The sequence below is a fragment of the Streptomyces sp. NBC_00299 genome (assembly GCF_036173045.1).
GTDB classification, from domain to species: Bacteria; Actinomycetota; Actinomycetes; order Streptomycetales; family Streptomycetaceae; genus Streptomyces; species Streptomyces machairae.
Genome location: NZ_CP108039.1, coordinates 7,233,368 through 7,251,628 on the forward strand (window position 1 = coordinate 7,233,368; position 18,261 = coordinate 7,251,628).

General features: G+C 69.4%; 19 protein-coding genes. 13 read left to right on the top strand and 6 right to left on the bottom strand.

The features are described 5' to 3' along the window. Window positions 1-7 precede the first annotated feature (7 nt). Complete coding sequence (gene tkt, locus OHT51_RS32185) at window positions 8-2,095, bottom strand: transketolase (protein ID WP_328882415.1); 2,088 nt, start codon at window positions 2,093-2,095, stop codon at window positions 8-10. Window positions 2,096-2,472: 377 nt separating this feature from the next. Here tkt and OHT51_RS32190 point away from each other — a divergent pair, with 377 nt between their 5' ends. From OHT51_RS32190 to OHT51_RS32205, 4 genes are all read left to right on the top strand, one after another. Next, window positions 2,473-3,426 (top strand): heme o synthase, encoded by a 954-nt coding sequence (locus OHT51_RS32190; protein ID WP_328884515.1) that lies wholly within the window; start codon window positions 2,473-2,475, stop codon window positions 3,424-3,426. Window positions 3,427-3,484: 58 nt separating this feature from the next. After that, window positions 3,485-3,805, top strand: a complete 321-nt coding sequence (locus OHT51_RS32195) for a hypothetical protein (RefSeq protein ID WP_328882416.1) — start codon at window positions 3,485-3,487, stop codon at window positions 3,803-3,805. Between the two features lie 92 nt (window positions 3,806-3,897). Continuing rightward, window positions 3,898-5,004: an amidohydrolase family protein gene (locus tag OHT51_RS32200; RefSeq protein ID WP_328882417.1), complete on the top strand. Its 1,107-nt coding sequence runs from the start codon at window positions 3,898-3,900 to the stop codon at window positions 5,002-5,004. 18 nt (window positions 5,005-5,022) lie between these two features. Beyond that, complete coding sequence (locus OHT51_RS32205; RefSeq protein WP_328882418.1) at window positions 5,023-5,775, top strand: nucleotidyltransferase domain-containing protein; 753 nt, start codon at window positions 5,023-5,025, stop codon at window positions 5,773-5,775. A gap of 1 nt (window position 5,776) precedes the next feature. Here the strand turns inward: OHT51_RS32205 and OHT51_RS32210 are convergent, their stop codons facing one another. The 4 genes from OHT51_RS32210 to OHT51_RS32225 all read right to left on the bottom strand — a co-directional run bounded on the left by OHT51_RS32210 (window position 5,777) and on the right by OHT51_RS32225 (window position 9,384). Then, on the bottom strand, window positions 5,777-6,769 hold the full coding sequence (locus OHT51_RS32210; RefSeq protein ID WP_328884516.1) for a COX15/CtaA family protein: 993 nt from the start codon (window positions 6,767-6,769) through the stop codon (window positions 5,777-5,779). A gap of 75 nt (window positions 6,770-6,844) precedes the next feature. Beyond that, window positions 6,845-7,561, bottom strand: coding sequence for an ABC transporter permease (locus tag OHT51_RS32215; protein WP_328884517.1), 717 nt, complete (start codon window positions 7,559-7,561; stop codon window positions 6,845-6,847). 56 nt (window positions 7,562-7,617) lie between these two features. Further along, complete coding sequence (locus OHT51_RS32220) at window positions 7,618-8,541, bottom strand: ABC transporter ATP-binding protein (RefSeq protein WP_328882419.1); 924 nt, start codon at window positions 8,539-8,541, stop codon at window positions 7,618-7,620. A 45-nt stretch (window positions 8,542-8,586) separates the two neighbouring features. Continuing rightward, on the bottom strand, window positions 8,587-9,384 hold the full coding sequence (locus tag OHT51_RS32225; protein ID WP_328882420.1) for an aminoglycoside N(3)-acetyltransferase: 798 nt from the start codon (window positions 9,382-9,384) through the stop codon (window positions 8,587-8,589). A 161-nt stretch (window positions 9,385-9,545) separates the two neighbouring features. Between OHT51_RS32225 and OHT51_RS32230 the strand changes: the two genes are divergently transcribed. The 8 genes from OHT51_RS32230 (at window position 9,546) to OHT51_RS32265 (ending at window position 16,118) form a co-directional block, all read left to right on the top strand. Next, complete coding sequence (locus OHT51_RS32230) at window positions 9,546-10,298, top strand: helix-turn-helix transcriptional regulator (protein WP_328882421.1); 753 nt, start codon at window positions 9,546-9,548, stop codon at window positions 10,296-10,298. After that, on the top strand, window positions 10,295-11,719 hold the full coding sequence (gene sufB / locus OHT51_RS32235; RefSeq protein WP_328882422.1) for a Fe-S cluster assembly protein SufB: 1,425 nt from the start codon (window positions 10,295-10,297) through the stop codon (window positions 11,717-11,719). The genes OHT51_RS32230 and sufB overlap by 4 nt, the downstream gene beginning before the upstream one ends. Before the next feature lie 62 nt (window positions 11,720-11,781). Continuing rightward, window positions 11,782-12,963: a Fe-S cluster assembly protein SufD gene (sufD, locus tag OHT51_RS32240; protein WP_328882423.1), complete on the top strand. Its 1,182-nt coding sequence runs from the start codon at window positions 11,782-11,784 to the stop codon at window positions 12,961-12,963. Then, complete coding sequence (locus tag OHT51_RS32245; RefSeq protein WP_031057580.1) at window positions 12,963-13,280, top strand: non-heme iron oxygenase ferredoxin subunit; 318 nt, start codon at window positions 12,963-12,965, stop codon at window positions 13,278-13,280. Before sufD ends, OHT51_RS32245 begins: the two co-directional genes overlap by 1 nt. A gap of 7 nt (window positions 13,281-13,287) precedes the next feature. After that, window positions 13,288-14,052, top strand: a complete 765-nt coding sequence (sufC, locus tag OHT51_RS32250; protein ID WP_328882424.1) for a Fe-S cluster assembly ATPase SufC — start codon at window positions 13,288-13,290, stop codon at window positions 14,050-14,052. After that, window positions 14,049-15,305, top strand: a complete 1,257-nt coding sequence (locus OHT51_RS32255) for a cysteine desulfurase (RefSeq protein ID WP_328882425.1) — start codon at window positions 14,049-14,051, stop codon at window positions 15,303-15,305. Before sufC ends, OHT51_RS32255 begins: the two co-directional genes overlap by 4 nt. Before the next feature lie 16 nt (window positions 15,306-15,321). Further along, window positions 15,322-15,789: a Fe-S cluster assembly sulfur transfer protein SufU gene (gene sufU, locus OHT51_RS32260; protein WP_328882426.1), complete on the top strand. Its 468-nt coding sequence runs from the start codon at window positions 15,322-15,324 to the stop codon at window positions 15,787-15,789. Then, window positions 15,786-16,118, top strand: coding sequence for a metal-sulfur cluster assembly factor (locus OHT51_RS32265; RefSeq protein ID WP_328428541.1), 333 nt, complete (start codon window positions 15,786-15,788; stop codon window positions 16,116-16,118). Before sufU ends, OHT51_RS32265 begins: the two co-directional genes overlap by 4 nt. An 86-nt stretch (window positions 16,119-16,204) precedes the next feature. Here the strand turns inward: OHT51_RS32265 and OHT51_RS32270 are convergent, their stop codons facing one another. Continuing rightward, window positions 16,205-17,026 (bottom strand): AbfB domain-containing protein, encoded by an 822-nt coding sequence (locus tag OHT51_RS32270; protein WP_328882427.1) that lies wholly within the window; start codon window positions 17,024-17,026, stop codon window positions 16,205-16,207. Window positions 17,027-17,358: 332 nt separating this feature from the next. Here OHT51_RS32270 and OHT51_RS32275 point away from each other — a divergent pair, with 332 nt between their 5' ends. Next, window positions 17,359-18,243: an endo alpha-1,4 polygalactosaminidase gene (locus OHT51_RS32275; protein ID WP_328882428.1), complete on the top strand. Its 885-nt coding sequence runs from the start codon at window positions 17,359-17,361 to the stop codon at window positions 18,241-18,243. The last annotated feature ends 18 nt before the right edge of the window (window positions 18,244-18,261 follow it).

Here is an 18,261-nt window from a genome sequence, read left to right on the forward strand (position 1 = left end):
ATGAGCGTCAGCGCTGGGCCGCGGTGAGGGATTCCCGCGCGGCGGCGGCCACGTTCTCGGCAGTGAAGCCGAACTCCCGGAAAAGGACCTTGCCGTCTGCGGAAGCACCGAAGTGCTCCAGGGAAACGATGCGACCCGCGTCCCCGACGTACTTGTGCCAGGTGAGACCGATGCCGGCCTCCACCGCGACCCGCGCCCTGACGGCCGGCGGAAGAACGCTGTCCCGGTACCCCTGGTCCTGCTCCTCGAACCACTCCACGGACGGCATCGACACGACTCGCGTCGGCACCCCGTCCGCCTGCAGCTGCTCGCGCGCCTCGACGGCGACGTGCACCTCGGAGCCGGTCGCGATGAGGACGACCTGCGGCTCGCCGCCGTCGGCCTCGAACAGCACGTAACCACCGCGCGCGGCGTCGTCGTTGGCCTCGTACGTCGGCACGCCCTGACGGGTCAGCGCCAGACCGTGCGGGGCACCCTTGCCGAACTCCTTGGTGTAGCGCTTGAGGATCTCGCGCCAGGCGATCGCGGTCTCGTTGGCGTCGGCCGGACGCACGACATTGAGACCGGGGATGGCGCGCAGGGACGCGAGGTGCTCGATCGGCTGGTGCGTCGGGCCGTCCTCACCGAGACCGATCGAGTCGTGCGTCCACACGTACGTCACCGGCAGGTGCATCAGCGCCGACAGACGTACGGCGTTGCGCATGTAGTCGGAGAACACGAGGAACGTGCCGCCGTAGATACGGGTGTTGCCGTGCAGCGCGATGCCGTTCATCTCCGCGGCCATGGAGTGCTCGCGGATGCCGAAGTGGATCGTGCGGCCGTACGGGTTCGCCTCCGGGAGCGGGTTGTCCGCCGGAAGGAACGACGACGTCTTGTCGATCGTCGTGTTGTTGGAGCCGGCCAGGTCGGCCGAGCCGCCCCACAGCTCAGGGATGACCGCACCGAGCGCCTGGAGCACCTTGCCGGACGCGGCACGCGTCGCGACGCCCTTGCCGGGCTCGAAGACCGGGAGCTTCTCCTCCCAGCCGGTGGGCAGCTCGCCCTTGGCGATGCGGTCGTACTCGGCGGCGCGCTCGGGGTTGTTGTCCCGCCACTGCTGGAAGGACTTCTCCCACACGGCACGGGCCGCCTGGCCGCGCTCCAGGGCACCCCGGGTGTGGGAGATGACCTCGTCGGAGACCTCGAAGCTCTGCTCCGGGTCGAAGCCGAGGACGCGCTTGGTGGCCGCGACCTCGTCGTCGCCGAGCGCCGAGCCGTGGGCGGCCTCGGTGTTCTGCGCGTTCGGGGCCGGCCAGGCGATGATCGAGCGCATCGCGATGAAGGACGGCTTGTCCGTCACCTTCTTCGCTTCCTCGATCGCGTCGTAGATGGCGTGCGGGTCGAGGTCGCCGTCCGGCTGCGGGGCGACACGCTGGACGTGCCAGCCGTACGCCTCGTACCGCTTGACGGTGTCCTCGGAGACGGCCGTCTCGGTGTCGCCCTCGATCGAGATGTGGTTGTCGTCCCACAGCAGGATCAGGTTGCCGAGCTTCTGGTGGCCGGCCATCGAGGAGGCCTCGGCGGAGATGCCCTCCTGGAGGCAGCCGTCACCGGCGATGGCGTAGACGAAGTGGTCGAACGGGGAGGTGCCCTCGGGGGCCTCCGGGTCGAACAGGCCACGCTCGTAGCGGGCGGCCATCGCCATGCCGACGGCGTTGGCGACACCCTGGCCCAGCGGGCCGGTCGTCGTCTCGACGCCCGTGGTGTGGCCGTACTCCGGGTGACCGGGGGTCTTCGAACCCCAGGTCCGGAACGCCTTCAGGTCGTCCAGTTCCAGGCCGAAGCCGGCCAGGTACAGCTGGGTGTAGAGGGTCAGGGACGAGTGACCGGCTGACAGCACGAAGCGGTCGCGCCCGACCCAGTCGGCGTCCGCCGGGTCGTGCCGCATCACCTTCTGGAAGAGGGTGTAGGCGGCAGGTGCCAGGCTCATCGCCGTACCCGGATGGCCGTTTCCGACCTTCTGTACGGCATCGGCGGCCAGGACGCGGGCGGTGTCGACGGCCCGCTGGTCCAGCTCGGTCCACTCGAGGTCTGTGGTGGTCGGCTTGGTGCTCACCCTGGGTCAGGGCTCCTCTCCACATGTCGGATGCCGGTGTTTCGGGCATGCGCCCACCGGCTGCCGGCGTTCTCGGCGTCGGCCGGCCGTTGTCGAGCCTACCCCTGGAAGTACGTGCGTTTTTTCGAGTCATTCCAGACTGCCGGGCGTCGCCGGGATGCGCCTCCCGACTGGCTCGTTCCGCGTTCGGCAAGTGAATACGCAGGCGCTCATCCGGGTGCTCAATCGAGCTTCCGCGCGCCCGTCGGACCACCCCCTCCAACACGACCCCACCCCCGCGAATGTCCGGGTCTGGGCAACGTCTAGAGTGGCGTGGTACGCGCGAGCCTTTACCGGGACTTCACACGGGGAGGCTTGCTGGGATGTCTCTGTCAGGGGTGTGCGTGACGGCCGTTGAATCCCGTCCAGCGGGGATTATCGGGACGAGCCAGAGCCCGAGCCGGCGGCCGATCGGGGCCCGGGTCAAGGCGTTCGTGGCGCTTACCAAGCCGCGGATCATCGAGCTGCTGCTCATCACCACCGTTCCGGTGATGTTCCTGGCCGAGCAGGGCGTGCCCGACCTCGGTCTGGTCCTGCTCACCTGCATCGGCGGGTATCTCTCCGCCGGCGGCGCCAACGCGCTGAACATGTACATCGACCGCGACATCGACGCGCTCATGGACCGCACCTCGCAGCGTCCGCTGGTCACCGGGATGGTCAGCCCCCGCGAGTGTCTGGCCTTCGGCATCACGCTGGCGGTCGTCTCGACGCTGCTCTTCGGCCTCACCGTCAACTGGCTGTCGGCCTGGCTCTCCCTCGGCGCGCTCCTCTTCTATGTCGTCGTCTACACGATGATCCTCAAGCGCCGTACGTCGCAGAACATCGTGTGGGGCGGCATCGCGGGCTGCATGCCGGTGCTGATCGGCTGGACGGCCGTCACGAACTCCCTCACCTGGGCGCCGCTCATCCTCTTCCTGGTCATCTTCTTCTGGACGCCGCCGCACTACTGGCCGCTGTCCATGAAGGTGAAGGAGGACTACGCGCGCGTGGGCGTGCCCATGCTCCCCGTCATCGCCTCGAACAAGGTCGTCGCGAAGCAGATCGTCATCTACAGCTGGGTGATGGTCGCGGTGTCCCTCCTGTTGACGCCCCTCGGCTACACCGGCTGGTTCTACACCGCGGTCGCCCTGGCCGCGGGCGGCTGGTGGCTGTGGGAGGCGCACGCGCTGCAGAACCGCGCGAAGGCGGAGGCGACGGGCGGCAAGCTGAAGGAGATGCGGCTCTTCCACTGGTCCATCACCTACGTCTCGCTGCTGTTCGTGGCGGTGGCCGTCGACCCCTTCCTGCGCTGACGCACGTCACAGTGCCCTGCCCTCGCCAGCTGATCTACTCGTGAGTAGCATCCTGGCCATGGCAGACACGCAGCAGGTTGACCAGAAGGCCGAGCGCAGGGTGGCCAAGCTGGCCAAGCAGATCAACGCCTTCGCGAAGTCCCACGGCGGCGCCGAGGCCCAGGTCGCGTACATCGGCGAGCGCGGCGCCCGCATCGTGCTCGTCGGCGAGGACGGCGGCTGGGGAGACCTGGTGGCACCGTCGTACGAGATCGCCGAGAAGGCGGTGGAGAAGGCCGGGGTCACGCGCCACGAGTCCTTCGACGGCGAGTTCGCGGCGAAGGTGAAGACCGGCGCGTACGAGTGGAAGCGGATGGCCGGCATCCAAGTCGGCGGCTGAACAACTCCCCCTTTTCTTACGCAACACCAAGTCACCGGTTCACCCGTTAGGACCTGTAGAGCAAACGCAGCGTCCACCCACGGGGAGTCCGGATGATCGAAACGCCATCCCTCGTGGACCAGTACTGCCACGGCGTACTGCGAACGGAGCTGGGCCTCGGCACCTTCGAGGCCCAGCTGGCCCGCACCGAGGGCCCACCGGCGCCCGGCACCACGCTCTTCGACACCCAGACGGGTTTCGCCGTACGACGCTGGTGCCCGCCCCTCCTCGGTCTGGAACCGCACTGCCCACCCGCCCGCTATCTCGCCCGGCGCCGTGAACTGGGCGTCCTGGAGGCGGGCCGGCGCCTGCTGCGGGGCAGCGGCGTCACCACGTATCTGATCGACACCGGTCTGCCCGGCGACCTGACCGGCCCCGGGGAGATGGCGTCCGCCGGATCCGCCGAGGCCCATGAGATCGTGCGCCTCGAACTCCTCGCCGAACAGGTCGCCGACACCTCCGGCACGGTCGAGTCCTTTCTCGCCAACCTCGCCGAGTCGGTGCACGGCGCCGCGGCGAACGCGGTGGCCTTCACGTCCGTGGCGGGCGTCCGGCACGGCCTCGCGCTCGCGCCCGAGCCGCCGGGGCCGGGGGAGGTGCGGGGCGCCGCCGGGCGCTGGCTGGCGGCACGCAGGGTCGGCGGCGAGCTGAGCGACCCGGTGCTGCTGCGGCACCTGCTGTGGATCGCGGTGGCCTCGGGGCTGCCGCTGCAACTGCACGCGGGGCTCGGGGAGCCGGGGCTGCGCATCGACCGCACGGACCCGGTGCTGCTGACGGACTTCGTCCGCGCGACGGCCGGCCTCGGCACGGACCTGGTGCTCCTGCACGGCTACCCGTACCACCGCCACGCCGCCCATCTGGCCGGCGTCTTCCCGCACGTCTACGCCGACTCGGGCGCCGCACTCATCCGCACCGGCGCCCGGGCGGCCACGATCCTCGCCGAGATCCTGGAACTGGCCCCCTTCGGCAAGATCCTCTTCTCCAGCGGCGCCCAGGGCCTGCCCGAACTGCATGTGGTCGGGGCCCGCCTGTTCCGCGAGGCCCTCGCCAGGGTGCTCGGCGGCTGGGTCGCCGAGGGGGCGTGGTCGCTGGGGGACGCGCAACGGGTGGCGGGGATGGTGGCAGCGGGAAACGCGAGGCGGGTGTACGGACTGGAGTGAACCACACAGACTGGGCGGATGCCGACTGACGCCTTACTCGACCGCTTCCTCACAGAGCTCGCGGTTCTCGCTCCCGCCGCTCCCGTCGCCGTCTGGGCGCACGGCTCACTCGCCGGCGGCGACTACCAGGAGGGCCGCAGCGATCTGGACCTGATCGCCGTCGTGGACGGCCCGCTCACGCCCCGCACCATCTGGCAGGTGGCGAAGGTCCACGCCCGGCTGCGGTCCGAGCCGCTCGCCCGGCTGATGCACTGCACGTACCTGACACCGGGCACGGCGGACGACGCCGACCGCCGCCACCTCACCTGGGCGCACGAGCAGCTGTTCAAACGGACGGTGACCCCGGTGACCCGGCGCGAGCTGCACGCCTTCGGCCGAGTGCTGCACGGCAAGGCGCCCGCCGGGCTGCTGCCGCCGGTGCCGGACCGGGAACTTTGCGAGTTCGTCGTGCGCGACCAGCGGGACTTCTGGCGCCCGGCGGTCGACAACGCCTCGCTGTGGACCAAGGACGTGTGGGTCGGCCTCGGGATGATCACCTACGCCCGCGCGAGCGTCACCCTGCGCGACGGCCGACTGATCTCCAAGCGCGAGGCCCTGGACCTGCTGCCCGGCCTCGGGGCGCCCGTCGAACTCGTCGAGGACATCCGCAGCCGGCGCTACGACAGCCCTGCGCCCCCGACGCCGACCGGGGAGTGGGCGACGCGCAGGGCCGGCCTGACTCGGAGCTACCTCGGCCCTGCGATCGACGAGTTGGTGACGGCGTACAGCTGACCTACGCGCGCGTGCCGACCGTCGGCTCGGCCGCCGGGGACGGGATGCCGATCTCGTCGTACGGCCGTTCCCGCAGGGCCAGCGCCACCCGCAGGACCGCGATCCAGGTCACGGCCGAGCCGAGCATGTGCAGGCCGACCAGGATCTCCGGGAGGTCAGTGAAGTACTGGACGTAGCCGATGACGCCCTGGGCGAGGAGGACCAGGAAGAGGTCGCGGGTGCGGTTCAGGGGGCTCTTCGGGGCGTCGACCGCCTTGAGGACGAACCACAGGGCGAACGTCAGCGTGACCACGATCCAGGCCAGCACGGCGTGCAGCTTGGTGACGTTCTCCCAGTCGAGCGGCATCCGCTCGACCTCACTGGAGTCGCCCGCGTGCGGGCCGGCGCCGGTGACCACCGTGCCGACCAGGATCAGCAGCACCGAGGCCCCGACCAGGACCCACACCAGCTGCCGCACCGCCTTGCCGACCAGCGGACGCGGTGTCGAGTCGCCCTCCCGGGTGCGCTGCCACATCACCGTGGCGACCGCGATCAGGGCGGACGTCGCCACGAAGTGGGCCGCGACCGTGTACGGGTTGAGGCCGACCAGCACGACGATGCCGCCGAGCACCGCGTTGCTCATCACGATCCAGAACTGCGCCCACCCCAGCCGGGTCAGGCCACGCCGGTGCGGCTTCTCGGAGCGCGCGGCGATGATCGCCCAGCCGACGGCGGCGCACAGTACGTACGTCAGCATGCGGTTGCCGAACTCGATGGCACCGTGCAGGCCCATCTCGCTGGTGGCGGTGAGCGAGTCGTCGGTGCACTTGGGCCAGGTCGGGCAGCCGAGCCCGGACCCGGTGAGGCGTACCGCACCGCCGGTGACCACGATGAGCACCGCCATCACGAGCGCGGCGAGGGCCGCCCGTTGGACCGTCCTCGGGGTCGGGGTCCAGCGTGCGGCGATGAAGGCGAGGGGGTTGCGCACGGCCGCTACGGCGTCGGCGCGGGTCAGCTTTGGCACGCGCCCTATCGTAGGCGGCCGCTTGTGCACGGTTTCACGAGGGTCCCGCTCGCCCCGCGGACCGGGCTACTCCCAGCGGAAGAACCTGCCCGCCGCCAAGAGCCCGACGACCGCCCACACGGCCAGAATCCCCAGGTCACCCCATGGCATCCCGGCCCCGTGCTGCAGCACGTCCCGCAGCCCGTCCGACAGGGCCGAGATCGGCAGCAGCCCCAGCACGTCCTGCGCGCCCGCCGGGAACTTGTCCAGCGGCACGATCACCCCGCCGCCGACGAGCAGCAGCAGGAAGACCAGGTTGGCGGCGGCCAGCGTGGCCTCGGCCTTGAGCGTGCCGGCCATCAGCAGTCCGAGCCCCGAGAAGGCGGCCGTCCCGAGGACCAGCAGCAGGACGACGGCTGCCGGGTTTCCCTCCGGCGACCAGCCCAGCGCAAAGGCGATCACCGTCAGCAGGGCGATCTGCAGGACCTCGGTGACCAGCACGGACGCCGTCTTCGCCGTCATCAGGGCCCAGCGGGGCAGCGGCGAGGAGGCAAGCCGCTTCAGCACGCCGTACCGGCGCTCGAAGCCCGTGGCGATGGCCTGGCCCGTGAACGCCGTGGACATCACGGCGAGCGCGAGGGTGCCGGGGGCGAGGAAGTCGACGGCCGCGCCGGAGCCCGTGTCGACGATGTCCACCGAGCTGAAGAGGACCAGCAGCAGCGTGGGGATCACGACGGTCAGCAGCAGCTGCTCGCCGTTGCGCAGCAGCATCTTCGTCTCCAGGACCGCCTGCGCCGCGATCATGCGGGGGAGCGGGGCGGCGCCCGGCTTCGGGGTGTACGTACCCGTACCGACCGTGGTCACGAACGCAGCTCCTTGCCGGTGAGCTCAAGAAAGACGTCTTCGAGGGTGTGCCGTTCCACCGAGATCTTCTCCGGCATCACCCCGTGCTGCGCACACCACGACGTCACCGTCGCGAGCAGCTGGGGGTCGACCTTGCCGACGACCCGGTACGAGCCCGGCGTCAGCTCCGCGGCCGTGCAGTCGGCGGGCAGTGCCTTGAGGAGGGAGCCCACGTCCAGGCCCGGGCGGCCGATGAAGCGGAGCGTGTTCTCCGCGCCGCCGCGGCACAGCTCCTCCGGGGAGCCCTGGGCGATGACCCGGCCCGCGTCGATGATCGCGACGTCGTCGGCGAGCTGCTCGGCCTCGTCCATGTAGTGGGTCGTGAGAATGACGGAGACGCCGTCGGCACGCAGGTCCCGGATCAGGTCCCAGGTGGCGCGGCGGGCCTGCGGGTCGAGCCCGGCGGTCGGCTCGTCCAGGAACACCAGCTCAGGGCAGCCGACGACGGCCATGGCGAGCGCGAGCCGCTGCTGCTGACCTCCGGAGAGGCGGCGGTACGTGGTCCGGCCGCAGCTGCCGAGACCGAGCCGCTCGATGAGGGCGTCCACGTCCAGGGGGTGCGCGTGCAGCTTGGCGACATGCCGCAGCATCTCGTCCGCCCGCGCGCCCGAGTAGACACCGCCGGACTGGAGCATCACGCCGATCCGGGGCCGCAGCGCGCCGGACTGTCGCACCGGGTCGAGGCCCAGGACCCGCACCGTGCCGGAGTCCGGCTTCCGGTACCCCTCGCAGGTCTCGACGGTCGTCGTCTTGCCCGCGCCGTTGGGCCCGAGTACGGCGGTCACGCCCGCCTGGGCCACCAGGTCGAGGCCGTTCACCGCGGTCTTCGTGCCGTACCGCTTCACCAGGGCCTGGACTTGGACCACGGGCTCAGTTCGCATGGCTCCAGAGTCTAGGTACGCGGCCGGTAACCCGAACGGCCGGGTTCACATCTCCTCCGCGCGGGGCCGGTGAATCTCCAGCCACCGCCCCGCGTACGCCACCGCGTCGGCCACGGGGAACAGCCGTGCCTCGGCCGCGCCCACCTTCCCCCGGACGACGGGGCGGTCCCGGTCGAAGTCGCGCCCCAGTTCGTCGAACCGGTCCGAGGTGATCGACACCTCGGTCACCACCTCCCAGCCGGCAGGTCCCGGCCGGCCAACCTTCACCAGCGGCGAAGGTATCCGGTACTCGGCGAGATGGAAGCTGGTGCACGTCGCGTAACCGGCGCCGAGCAGCAGCACGCGCGCGTGGAGCGCCTCCAGCCGGGCCAGCGGGCTGCGCTCGCCGAGCCGGCAGTCGAGGGCGTGGCCCTCGGTGATCTGCGCCGCGCGCGGGCCGACGGCGGCGAAGGACGTCTGCGGATGCGCGCTGCGCAGGGCGCCCGGCCAGGTCCGTACGGTCTCCGGGATCACGCCCACCCCGAGCGCGGGCGTGACCAGGGGGTCGTAGGCGGGCATGGTCGCCCGGATCGCGTCCCACCACGCTTCGGGCACCGGCGGATTGCTCCACACCGCCGGGTCCGAGAGGTCACCGGTCTGGGTGGGGACGACCAGGGTGCCGTCCGGGCCGAGTGCGTCGAGCAGTCCCTGGACGACCGCGACGGCGCCTCCGCAGACCCAGCCGAGGGCGCTGAGCGAGGAGTGCACGAGGAGGGTTTCACCGGTTTGGACGCCCAGCTCGCGCAGTTGTTCCGCGAGGGTGTCCCGAGTGACAAGAGGGCCGGTCGGAGGGGGTGTCGACATGTTTCGGGAGTGTCCCGCAGGGAGCCTCGCGGCGCCAGCGATTTGATCGATCAATGATCGTTTCCGCAGGTCAGATTAGGTATGCCTAAGTGACGCAGGGCACCCGCAGGGTGTCCGGCCGTGGCTTGCCTGCCCTTGAGGAATTACGCAACAATGGCGTTGTGAAATACGTCGGCGAGGCTCGGGAGGCCCCCATGGGAACTCCTCAGGAGGAGCTCACGACCGGGGAGCGCTCCACGCGCAACCGGGTCGCGCGGTCCATCCTGGACCACGGGCCGTCGACCGTCGCAGAGCTGGCCGGCCGGCTGGGACTCACCCAGGCCGCCGTACGCAGGCATCTGGACGCGCTGGTCGCGGACGATGTCGTGGAGGCCCGGGAACAGCGGGTGTACGGCACGCGCACGCGTGGCCGTCCCGCCAAGGTCTTCGCGCTCACCGACTGCGGCCGTGACGCCTTCGACCAGTCGTACGACAAGCTCGCCGCGGACGCCCTCAAGTGGATCGCCGAGCGCGAGGGCGGGAGCGAGGCGGTCGCCGCCTTCGCCCGCGCCCGGATCGCCGCTCAGGCGAGTGCGTACCGCAAGGCGATCGAGGCCGTCAGCCCGGACGAGCGCACCGAAGCCCTGGCCAAGGCCTTGAGCGTCGACGGGTACGCTGCTACGGCGCGCAGCGCACCCCTCCCTCAAAAAGGCGAGCAGCTCTGCCAGCACCACTGCCCGGTGGCCCATGTCGCGGAGCAGTTCCCCCAGCTGTGCGAGGCGGAGACGGAGATCTTCGCCGACCTGCTCGGAACGCATGTCCAGCGACTGGCGACCATCGCGCACGGCGACGGCGTCTGCACGACGTTCATCCCAAAGATTTCCCACACCACCGATAACGCATCTGCAAGCAAGGCCGGGAGGAACCCCGCATGACTCTCCCCATCGAGGAGACTGCCCACCCTGAGCTCGAGGGTCTGGGCAAGTACGAATACGGCTGGGCCGACTCCGACGAAGCCGGCGCCTCTGCGAAGCGTGGTCTGAGCGAGGACGTCGTCCGTGACATCTCCGCGAAGAAGAACGAGCCGGACTGGATGACCAAGCTCCGTCTCAAGGGTCTGCGGCTGTTCGACAAGAAGCCCATGCCGAACTGGGGCTCGGACCTCTCGGGCATCGACTTCGACAACATCAAGTACTTCGTGCGTTCCACGGAGAAGCAGGCGGAGTCCTGGGAGGACCTGCCCGAGGACATCAAGAACACGTACGACAAGCTCGGCATCCCCGAGGCGGAGAAGCAGCGCCTCGTCGCCGGTGTCGCGGCCCAGTACGAGTCCGAGGTCGTCTACCACCAGATCCGCGAGGACCTGGAGGAGCAGGGCGTCATCTTCCTGGACACCGACACGGCCCTGAAGGAGCACCCGGAGCTCTTCAAGGAGTACTTCGGCACCGTCATCCCGGTCGGTGACAACAAGTTCGCGTCGCTGAACACCGCCGTGTGGTCGGGCGGCTCCTTCATCTACGTGCCGAAGGGCGTGCACGTCGAGATCCCGCTCCAGGCCTACTTCCGTATCAACACGGAGAACATGGGCCAGTTCGAGCGGACGCTGATCATCGTCGACGAGGACGCCTACGTCCACTACGTCGAGGGCTGCACCGCGCCGATCTACAAGTCGGACTCCCTGCACTCCGCGGTGGTCGAGATCATCGTGAAGAAGGGCGCCCGCTGCCGCTACACGACCATCCAGAACTGGTCGAACAACGTCTACAACCTGGTCACCAAGCGCGCCGTCGCCTACGAGGGCGCGACCATGGAGTGGATCGACGGCAACATCGGCTCCAAGGTGACGATGAAGTACCCGGCCGTCTACCTGATGGGCGAGCACGCCAAGGGCGAGACCCTGTCCATCGCCTTCGCGGGCGAGGGGCAGCACCAGGACGCCGGCTCCAAGATGGTCCACATGGCGCCGAACACCTCCTCCAACATCGTGTCGAAGTCCGTGGCGCGTGGCGGCGGCCGTACCTCGTACCGCGGTCTGGTCGAGATCGGCGAGGGCGCCCACGGCTCGAAGTCCAACGTGCTGTGCGACGCGCTGCTCGTCGACACCATCTCCCGCTCCGACACGTACCCCTACGTGGACGTCCGTGAGGACGACGTGTCCATGGGCCACGAGGCGACCGTCTCCAAGGTCTCCGAGGACCAGCTCTTCTACCTGATGAGCCGCGGTCTGAGCGAGTTCGAGGCGATGGCGATGATCGTGCGCGGCTTCGTCGAGCCGATCGCCAAGGAGCTGCCCATGGAGTACGCCCTTGAGCTCAACCGGCTGATCGAGCTGCAGATGGAAGGCGCGGTCGGTTAAGACCGGGTCCTCTGCAAAGCAGCTAGCGAAATCTGACGTAGGAAGAGAGCAGACCGACAGCCATGGCTGAGGCTCAGAACATCCCGGTGGGGTCCACCACCGCCGGCGCGGTGGCCGTTGCCGCCGAGTCGACCGTCGCCACGCGCATGAGCGCGCCCCCGTCCTTCGACGTGGCGGACTTCCCGGTCCCGCACGGCCGCGAGGAGGAGTGGCGGTTCACCCCGCTGGAGCGCCTGCGCGGGCTGCACGACGGCACCGCCGTGGCGACCGGCGACGGCCTGCAGGTCACCGTCGAGGCCCCCGAGGGCGTCACCGTCGAGACCGTCGGCCGTGACGACGCGCGCCTCGGCAAGGCGGGCATGCCCGTGGACCGCGTCGCCGCGCAGGCCTACTCGGCGTTCGAGAAGGCCGGCGTGATCACCGTCCCCAAGGAGACGGTCCTCACCGAGCCGATCCGCATCGCCGTGCACGGCGAGGGCGGGGTCGCCTACGGTCACCAGATCGTGGAGCTCGGAGCCTTCGCCGAGGCCGTCGTCGTCATCGACCACACCGGTGACGCGGTGCTCGCCGCCAACGTCGACTACATCCTGGGCGACGGCGCCAAGCTCACCGTCGTCTCCGTCCAGGACTGGGACGACAAGGCCGTGCACGTGGGCCAGCACAACGCGCTGATCGGCCGGGACGCCACCTTCAAGTCCTTCGTGGTCACCTTCGGCGGCGACCTCGTACGCCTCCACCCGCGCGTCGCGTACGCCGGCACCGGCGGCGAGGCCGAGCTCTTCGGCCTCTACTTCACGGACGCCGGCCAGCACCAGGAGCACCGCCTCCTGGTCGACCACAACACCCCTCACTGCAAGTCGAACGTCGCCTACAAGGGCGCGCTCCAGGGCGAGGACGCGCACGCCGTGTGGATCGGCGACGTGCTGATCGAGGCCAGGGCCGAGGGCACGGACACCTACGAGATGAACCGCAACCTGGTTCTGACCGACGGTGCCCGCGTCGACTCCGTGCCGAACCTGGAGATCGAGACCGGCGAGATCGTCGGCGCCGGCCACGCCTCGGCGACCGGCCGCTTCGACGACGAGCAGCTCTTCTACCTGATGGCCCGCGGCATCCCGGCCGATGAGGCCCGTCGCCTGGTGGTGCGCGGCTTCTTCGCCGAGCTCGTCCAGCAGATCGGCGTCGACGACATCGAAGAGCGCCTCCTCGTGAAGATCGACGAGGAGCTGGAGGCCACGGTCTGATGGCTTTCGTACGCGCCTGCGGGCTGAGCGAGCTGGAGGAGGACACCCCGAAGCGGGTGGAACTCGACGGCACGCCGGTCTCGGTCGTGCAGACCGAGGGTGAGGTGTTCGCGATCCACGACATCTGCTCCCACGCGAACGTCTCCCTCTCCGAGGGCGAGGTGGAGGACTGCCAGATCGAGTGCTGGCTGCACGGCTCCAGCTTCGACCTCCGCACCGGCAAGCCGTCCGGCCTTCCCGCGACGCGCCCCGTCCCCGTATATCCCGTAAAGATCGAAGGGGACGACGTACTCGTCTCCCTCACCCAGGAGTCCTGAGGCACCCATGGCAACGCTTGAAATCCGAGACCTGCACGTCACCGTCGAGGCCGACAACGCCACGAAGGAGATCCTCAAGGGCGTCGACCTCACCGTGAAGCAGGGCGAGACGCACGCCATCATGGGCCCCAACGGCTCCGGCAAGTCGACCCTCGCCTACTCCCTCGCGGGTCACCCGAAGTACACGATCACCGGCGGCACCGTCACCCTCGACGGCGAGGACGTCCTGGAGATGTCCGTCGACGAGCGTGCCCGCGCCGGCCTGTTCCTCGCGATGCAGTACCCGGTCGAGGTCCCCGGCGTCTCGGTCTCCAACTTCCTCCGCACGTCCGCCACCGCCATCCGCGGCGAGGCCCCCAAGCTGCGCACCTGGGTGAAGGAGGTCAAGGAGACCATGGAGCGCCTCTCCATGGACCCGTCCTTCGCCGAGCGCAACGTCAACGAGGGCTTCTCCGGCGGTGAGAAGAAGCGCCACGAGATCCTTCAGCTGGAGCTGCTCAAGCCGAAGATCGCGATCCTCGACGAGACCGACTCCGGCCTGGACGTCGACGCCCTGCGCGTCGTCTCCGAGGGCGTGAACCGGGTCCGCGAGACCGGCGAGGTCGGCACCCTGCTGATCACGCACTACACGCGCATCCTGCGCTACATCAAGCCCGACTACGTCCACGTGTTCGCGAACGGCCGTATCGCCGAGTCCGGCGGAGCGGAGCTCGCGGACCAGCTCGAGGCCGAGGGCTACGACAAGTACGTGAAGGGTGGCGCATCCGCGTGACACAGCTGCCGGGCCTCCTCGACACCGAGGCGCTCCGCAAGGACTTCCCGATCCTGGACCGCGTCGTCCACGGCGACAAGAAGCTCGTGTATCTGGACAACGCGGCGACCTCGCAGACGCCGCGCCAGGTGCTCGACGTGCTCTCCGAGTACTACGAGCAGCACAACGCCAACGTCCACCGTGGCGTGCACGTCCTCGCCGAGGAGGCCACGGCGCTGTACGAGGGCGCGCGCGACAAGGTCGCGGAGTTCATCAACGCGCCCAGCCGCGACGAGGTGATCTTCACGAAGAACGCCTCCGAGTCGCTGAACCTCGTGGCCAACATGCTCGGCTGGGCCGACGAGCCCTACCGGGTGGACCACGAGACCGAGATCGTCATCACGGAGATGGAGCACCACTCCAACATCGTGCCGTGGCAGCTGCTCGCGCAGCGCACGGGCGCGAAGCTGAAGTGGTTCGGCCTGACCGACGACGGCCGTCTCGACCTGTCCAACATCGACGAGATCATCACCGAGAAGACGAAGATCGTCTCCTTCGTGCTGGTGTCGAACATCCTGGGCACGCTCAATCCGGTCGAGGCGATAGTGCGCCGCGCGCAGGAGGTCGGCGCGCTGGTCTGTATCGACGCCTCGCAGGCCGCTCCCCACATGCCGCTGGACGTGCAGTCGCTCCAGGCCGACTTCGTGGCCTTCACCGGCCACAAGATGTGCGGCCCGACCGGCATCGGCGTCCTGTGGGGCCGCCAGGAGCTGCTGGAGGACCTGCCCCCGTTCCTCGGCGGCGGCGAGATGATCGAGACCGTGTCGATGCACTCGTCGACGTACGCTCCCGCCCCGCACAAGTTCGAGGCGGGTACGCCCCCGATCTCCCAGGCGATCGGCCTCGGCGCGGCGATCGACTACCTCAACTCGATCGGCATGGACAAGATCCTCGCCCACGAGCACGCGCTCACCGAGTACGCGGTGAAGCGGTTCGCGGAGGTCCCCGACCTCAGGATCATCGGCCCGACCACGGCCGAGGACCGGGGCGCCGCGATCTCCTTCACGCTCGGCGACATCCACCCGCACGACGTGGGCCAGGTCCTCGACGAGCAGGGCATCGCGGTCCGGGTCGGCCACCACTGCGCGCGGCCGGTCTGCCTCCGCTACGGAATTCCTGCGACCACGCGAGCGTCGTTCTATCTGTACTCCACGCCGGCCGAGATCGACGCTCTGGTGGACGGCCTGGAGCACGTACGGAACTTCTTCGGCTGACGGGACGAGCGATCGCATGAAGCTGGATTCGATGTACCAGGAAGTCATCCTGGACCACTACAAGAACCCGCACGGGCGGGGCTTGCGGGATGGCGACGCCGAGGTGCACCACGTCAACCCGACGTGCGGCGATGAGATCACCCTGCGCGTGAAGTACGACGGCACGAAGATCGAGGACGTCTCGTACGAGGGCCAGGGCTGTTCCATCAGCCAGGCGAGCGCGTCCGTACTGAACGAACTCCTCGTCGGCAAGGACCTCTCCGACGCGCAGAAGATCCAGGAGACCTTCCTGGAGCTGATGCAGTCCAAGGGGAAGCTCGAGCCCGACGACGCGATGGAGGAGGTTCTGGAGGACGCGGTCGCGTTCTCCGGAGTCTCCAAGTACCCCGCCCGGGTCAAGTGCGCCCTCCTGAGCTGGATGGCGTGGAAGGACGCGACGGCCCAGGCGCTGGGCGACGCCGACGCCGAAAGGAAGACGGCATGAGTGACACCGTGGAGATGAAGCCGGCCTCGGAGGAAGAGGTCCGTGAGGCGCTGTACGACGTCGTCGACCCCGAGCTGGGTATCGACGTCGTCAATCTCGGCCTCATCTACGGCATCCACATCGACGACGCGAACATCGCGACGCTCGACATGACCCTGACGTCGGCGGCCTGCCCGCTGACGGATGTCATCGAGGACCAGGCCAAGTCCGCCACGGACGGTCTCGTCAACGAGCTGCGCATCAACTGGGTCTGGATGCCGCCGTGGGGGCCGGACAAGATCACGGACGATGGTCGGGAGCAGCTTCGGGCGCTCGGGTTCAACGTCTGATTCGGGGGCCGAGGCTCCCCAGCACGGACAAAGCGGCGGCACCTTCCCGGTGCCGCCGCTTTTCCGTGCTCGTGGTCGGGCTTGGCTCAGGCCAGTCCGCCGACCATCCGGAACGACGAGTCCGCCAGGTACAGGGAGCTGTACTCGAAGCGTTCGAGACGGACGACGAAGTTCTTGTGGCGGAGGAAGTACCCCGGGTAGTTGACCGACTCCAGCATGGTCGCGCCGGAGTGGGACGAGTCGCGGGTGCAGAAGGTGGCGTCCTGCTCGAACTGGGCGGAGCCGTCGTGACGTTCGGCGCGCAGGACGAAGCTGCGGTGCCGGAGGTAGGCGCCGTCATGCGTGGCGAAGGAGTAGCAGGAGCCGTCGGCCAGGCCCTTCACCTGCTTGAACGTGGAGTCCTCGCGGGATTCGGAACCGCGGACCGGGTCCAGGGCCACGTAGCCACCGCTCACGTGCCAGTAGCGGTCCGGGTAGTTGACCGAGCGGAAGGATCGCCAGGTCGTGGCGGCCGGGGGCTTCGGGGCGGCGGATGAACCGCCCTCGCCCAACGACGACTTGGACGGCTTCGGCGCGGGCTTGGGTGTGCCGGCGTCCTGGTGGCGCGGCGCTCTGGTCGCCGCCTCGGCCGTCGACAGGTCGCTCTTGCCCTTCGGAGGAGTCTCCGAGGGCGTGGCGAACGAGATCAGGCCGGGGACCGTCGTGTTCTCGTCGGCCGGTGCCGAGCGTGTCTGCCCGTCAGGTGCCCTCTCCATCACGACGATTGCCGTGGCGCACGCGACGATCGTCGCCACAGCCATCCCGCCCGCCAGCCACAGGCGGCGCGTCCCGGGCGCCCGGGAGGTGTCCGGAGCCCAGCCGTGCTCCCAAGGTTGGTCCTGAGACGGCCGGGACTTGTTTTCTGGCATGCGCTGTTCCCCCCAGCGGTGTCATGGGGCGACGACCGCGGCTGCGAAGGCCCGGTATGTGAATGGTGAAACACTAGTGGACCCAGTGACTCCCGAGCACCTGTTTGGAGCGAGCCGTATCCAGATCGATTTCTGAGCCGGCTCCAGGGGGGAGTGGGCGGGGTTCGATGCGTCACCAATCGAACCCCTAATAGCTGATGTTCCATCAACTATGACTGATGGGCGCCCTGTTGGGCGCCGTCGTGGCCCCCGAGTGCCGGGCTCAGGCCCGCAACAGGGCATCATGGCCGGGCAGCACTGCAAGAGCACACGCCGACAGGAGCCCCCGGACCATGGCCCACCGCGCCCCCCGTGCCCTCCGCCGCGCGCTTGCGGCCGCCGCTGTGTGCGGTGCGCTCGCCGTGGTCGCGGGCGGATGTACGGCGTCCGACGGTGAGGACGCCGACGAGCCGGGCCGCTCCACCGCCCCGACGGCCCCCGGCAGCGGCGGTGCCGGGAAGGTGGTCCTGCCCGAGCCGGGGGTCGGCTTCGACTACCAGATCGGCGGGGCCTACCGGCCGCCCACCGGCGTAGGCGCGGTCTCCCGCGACCGCGCGGCGAAACCGGCGCCGGGGGTCTACAACATCTGCTACGTCAACGCCTTCCAGGCCCAGCCGGACACCGAGGACTGGTGGGAGGCCCGCCATCCCGACCTGCTCCTCCGCGACGCCGACGACTCGCTGGTCATCGACCGGGACTGGGACGAGGCCGTCCTGGACATCTCGACGCCCGCCAAGCGCGAACGGCTCGCCGACGTCGTGGGGGAGTGGATCGACGGCTGTGCCGCCGCCGGATTCCAGGCCGTCGAGGCCGACAACCTCGACTCGCACGAGCGGTCCGACGGTCTGCTGACCGCCGACGACAACGTGGCCTTCGGCAAGCTGATCACCGCCCGGGCCCACGCCGCCGGTCTGGCGATCGGCCAGAAGAACGCCGCCGAACTGGCCGGACAGGGACGTGGTATCGGCTTCGACTTCGCGGTGGCCGAGGAGTGCGGACAGTACGACGAGTGCGACGCCTACGCGGACGCGTACGACGACCGCGTCTTCGACATCGAGTACCGGCAGGACGGCCTCGCCGCCGCGTGCGCGGAGTGGGGCGACAAGCTGTCGGTGGTCCTGCGCGACCTGGACGTCGTACCGGCGGGGGAGGACGCGTACCGCCGCCGTACCTGCTGACCCGGGGCCGGCCCACTC

Excerpts from the sequence above, each read along its gene's own strand:
- OHT51_RS32270 (WP_328882427.1), bottom strand. The coding sequence starts at position 17,026 with ATGCCAGAAAACAAGTCCCGGCCGTCTCAGGACCAACCTTGGGAGCAC.
- OHT51_RS32265 (WP_328428541.1), top strand. The coding sequence starts at position 15,786 with ATGAGTGACACCGTGGAGATGAAGCCGGCCTCGGAGGAAGAGGTCCGT.
- OHT51_RS32195 (WP_328882416.1), top strand. The coding sequence starts at position 3,485 with ATGGCAGACACGCAGCAGGTTGACCAGAAGGCCGAGCGCAGGGTGGCC.
- OHT51_RS32275 (WP_328882428.1), top strand. The coding sequence starts at position 17,359 with ATGGCCCACCGCGCCCCCCGTGCCCTCCGCCGCGCGCTTGCGGCCGCC.
- OHT51_RS32215 (WP_328884517.1), bottom strand. The coding sequence starts at position 7,561 with ATGATCGCGGCGCAGGCGGTCCTGGAGACGAAGATGCTGCTGCGCAAC.
- OHT51_RS32225 (WP_328882420.1), bottom strand. The coding sequence starts at position 9,384 with ATGTCGACACCCCCTCCGACCGGCCCTCTTGTCACTCGGGACACCCTC.
- OHT51_RS32205 (WP_328882418.1), top strand. The coding sequence starts at position 5,023 with ATGCCGACTGACGCCTTACTCGACCGCTTCCTCACAGAGCTCGCGGTT.
- OHT51_RS32220 (WP_328882419.1), bottom strand. The coding sequence starts at position 8,541 with ATGCGAACTGAGCCCGTGGTCCAAGTCCAGGCCCTGGTGAAGCGGTAC.
- OHT51_RS32200 (WP_328882417.1), top strand. The coding sequence starts at position 3,898 with ATGATCGAAACGCCATCCCTCGTGGACCAGTACTGCCACGGCGTACTG.
- sufB (WP_328882422.1), top strand. The coding sequence starts at position 10,295 with ATGACTCTCCCCATCGAGGAGACTGCCCACCCTGAGCTCGAGGGTCTG.
- sufD (WP_328882423.1), top strand. The coding sequence starts at position 11,782 with ATGGCTGAGGCTCAGAACATCCCGGTGGGGTCCACCACCGCCGGCGCG.
- OHT51_RS32245 (WP_031057580.1), top strand. The coding sequence starts at position 12,963 with ATGGCTTTCGTACGCGCCTGCGGGCTGAGCGAGCTGGAGGAGGACACC.
- sufU (WP_328882426.1), top strand. The coding sequence starts at position 15,322 with ATGAAGCTGGATTCGATGTACCAGGAAGTCATCCTGGACCACTACAAG.
- sufC (WP_328882424.1), top strand. The coding sequence starts at position 13,288 with ATGGCAACGCTTGAAATCCGAGACCTGCACGTCACCGTCGAGGCCGAC.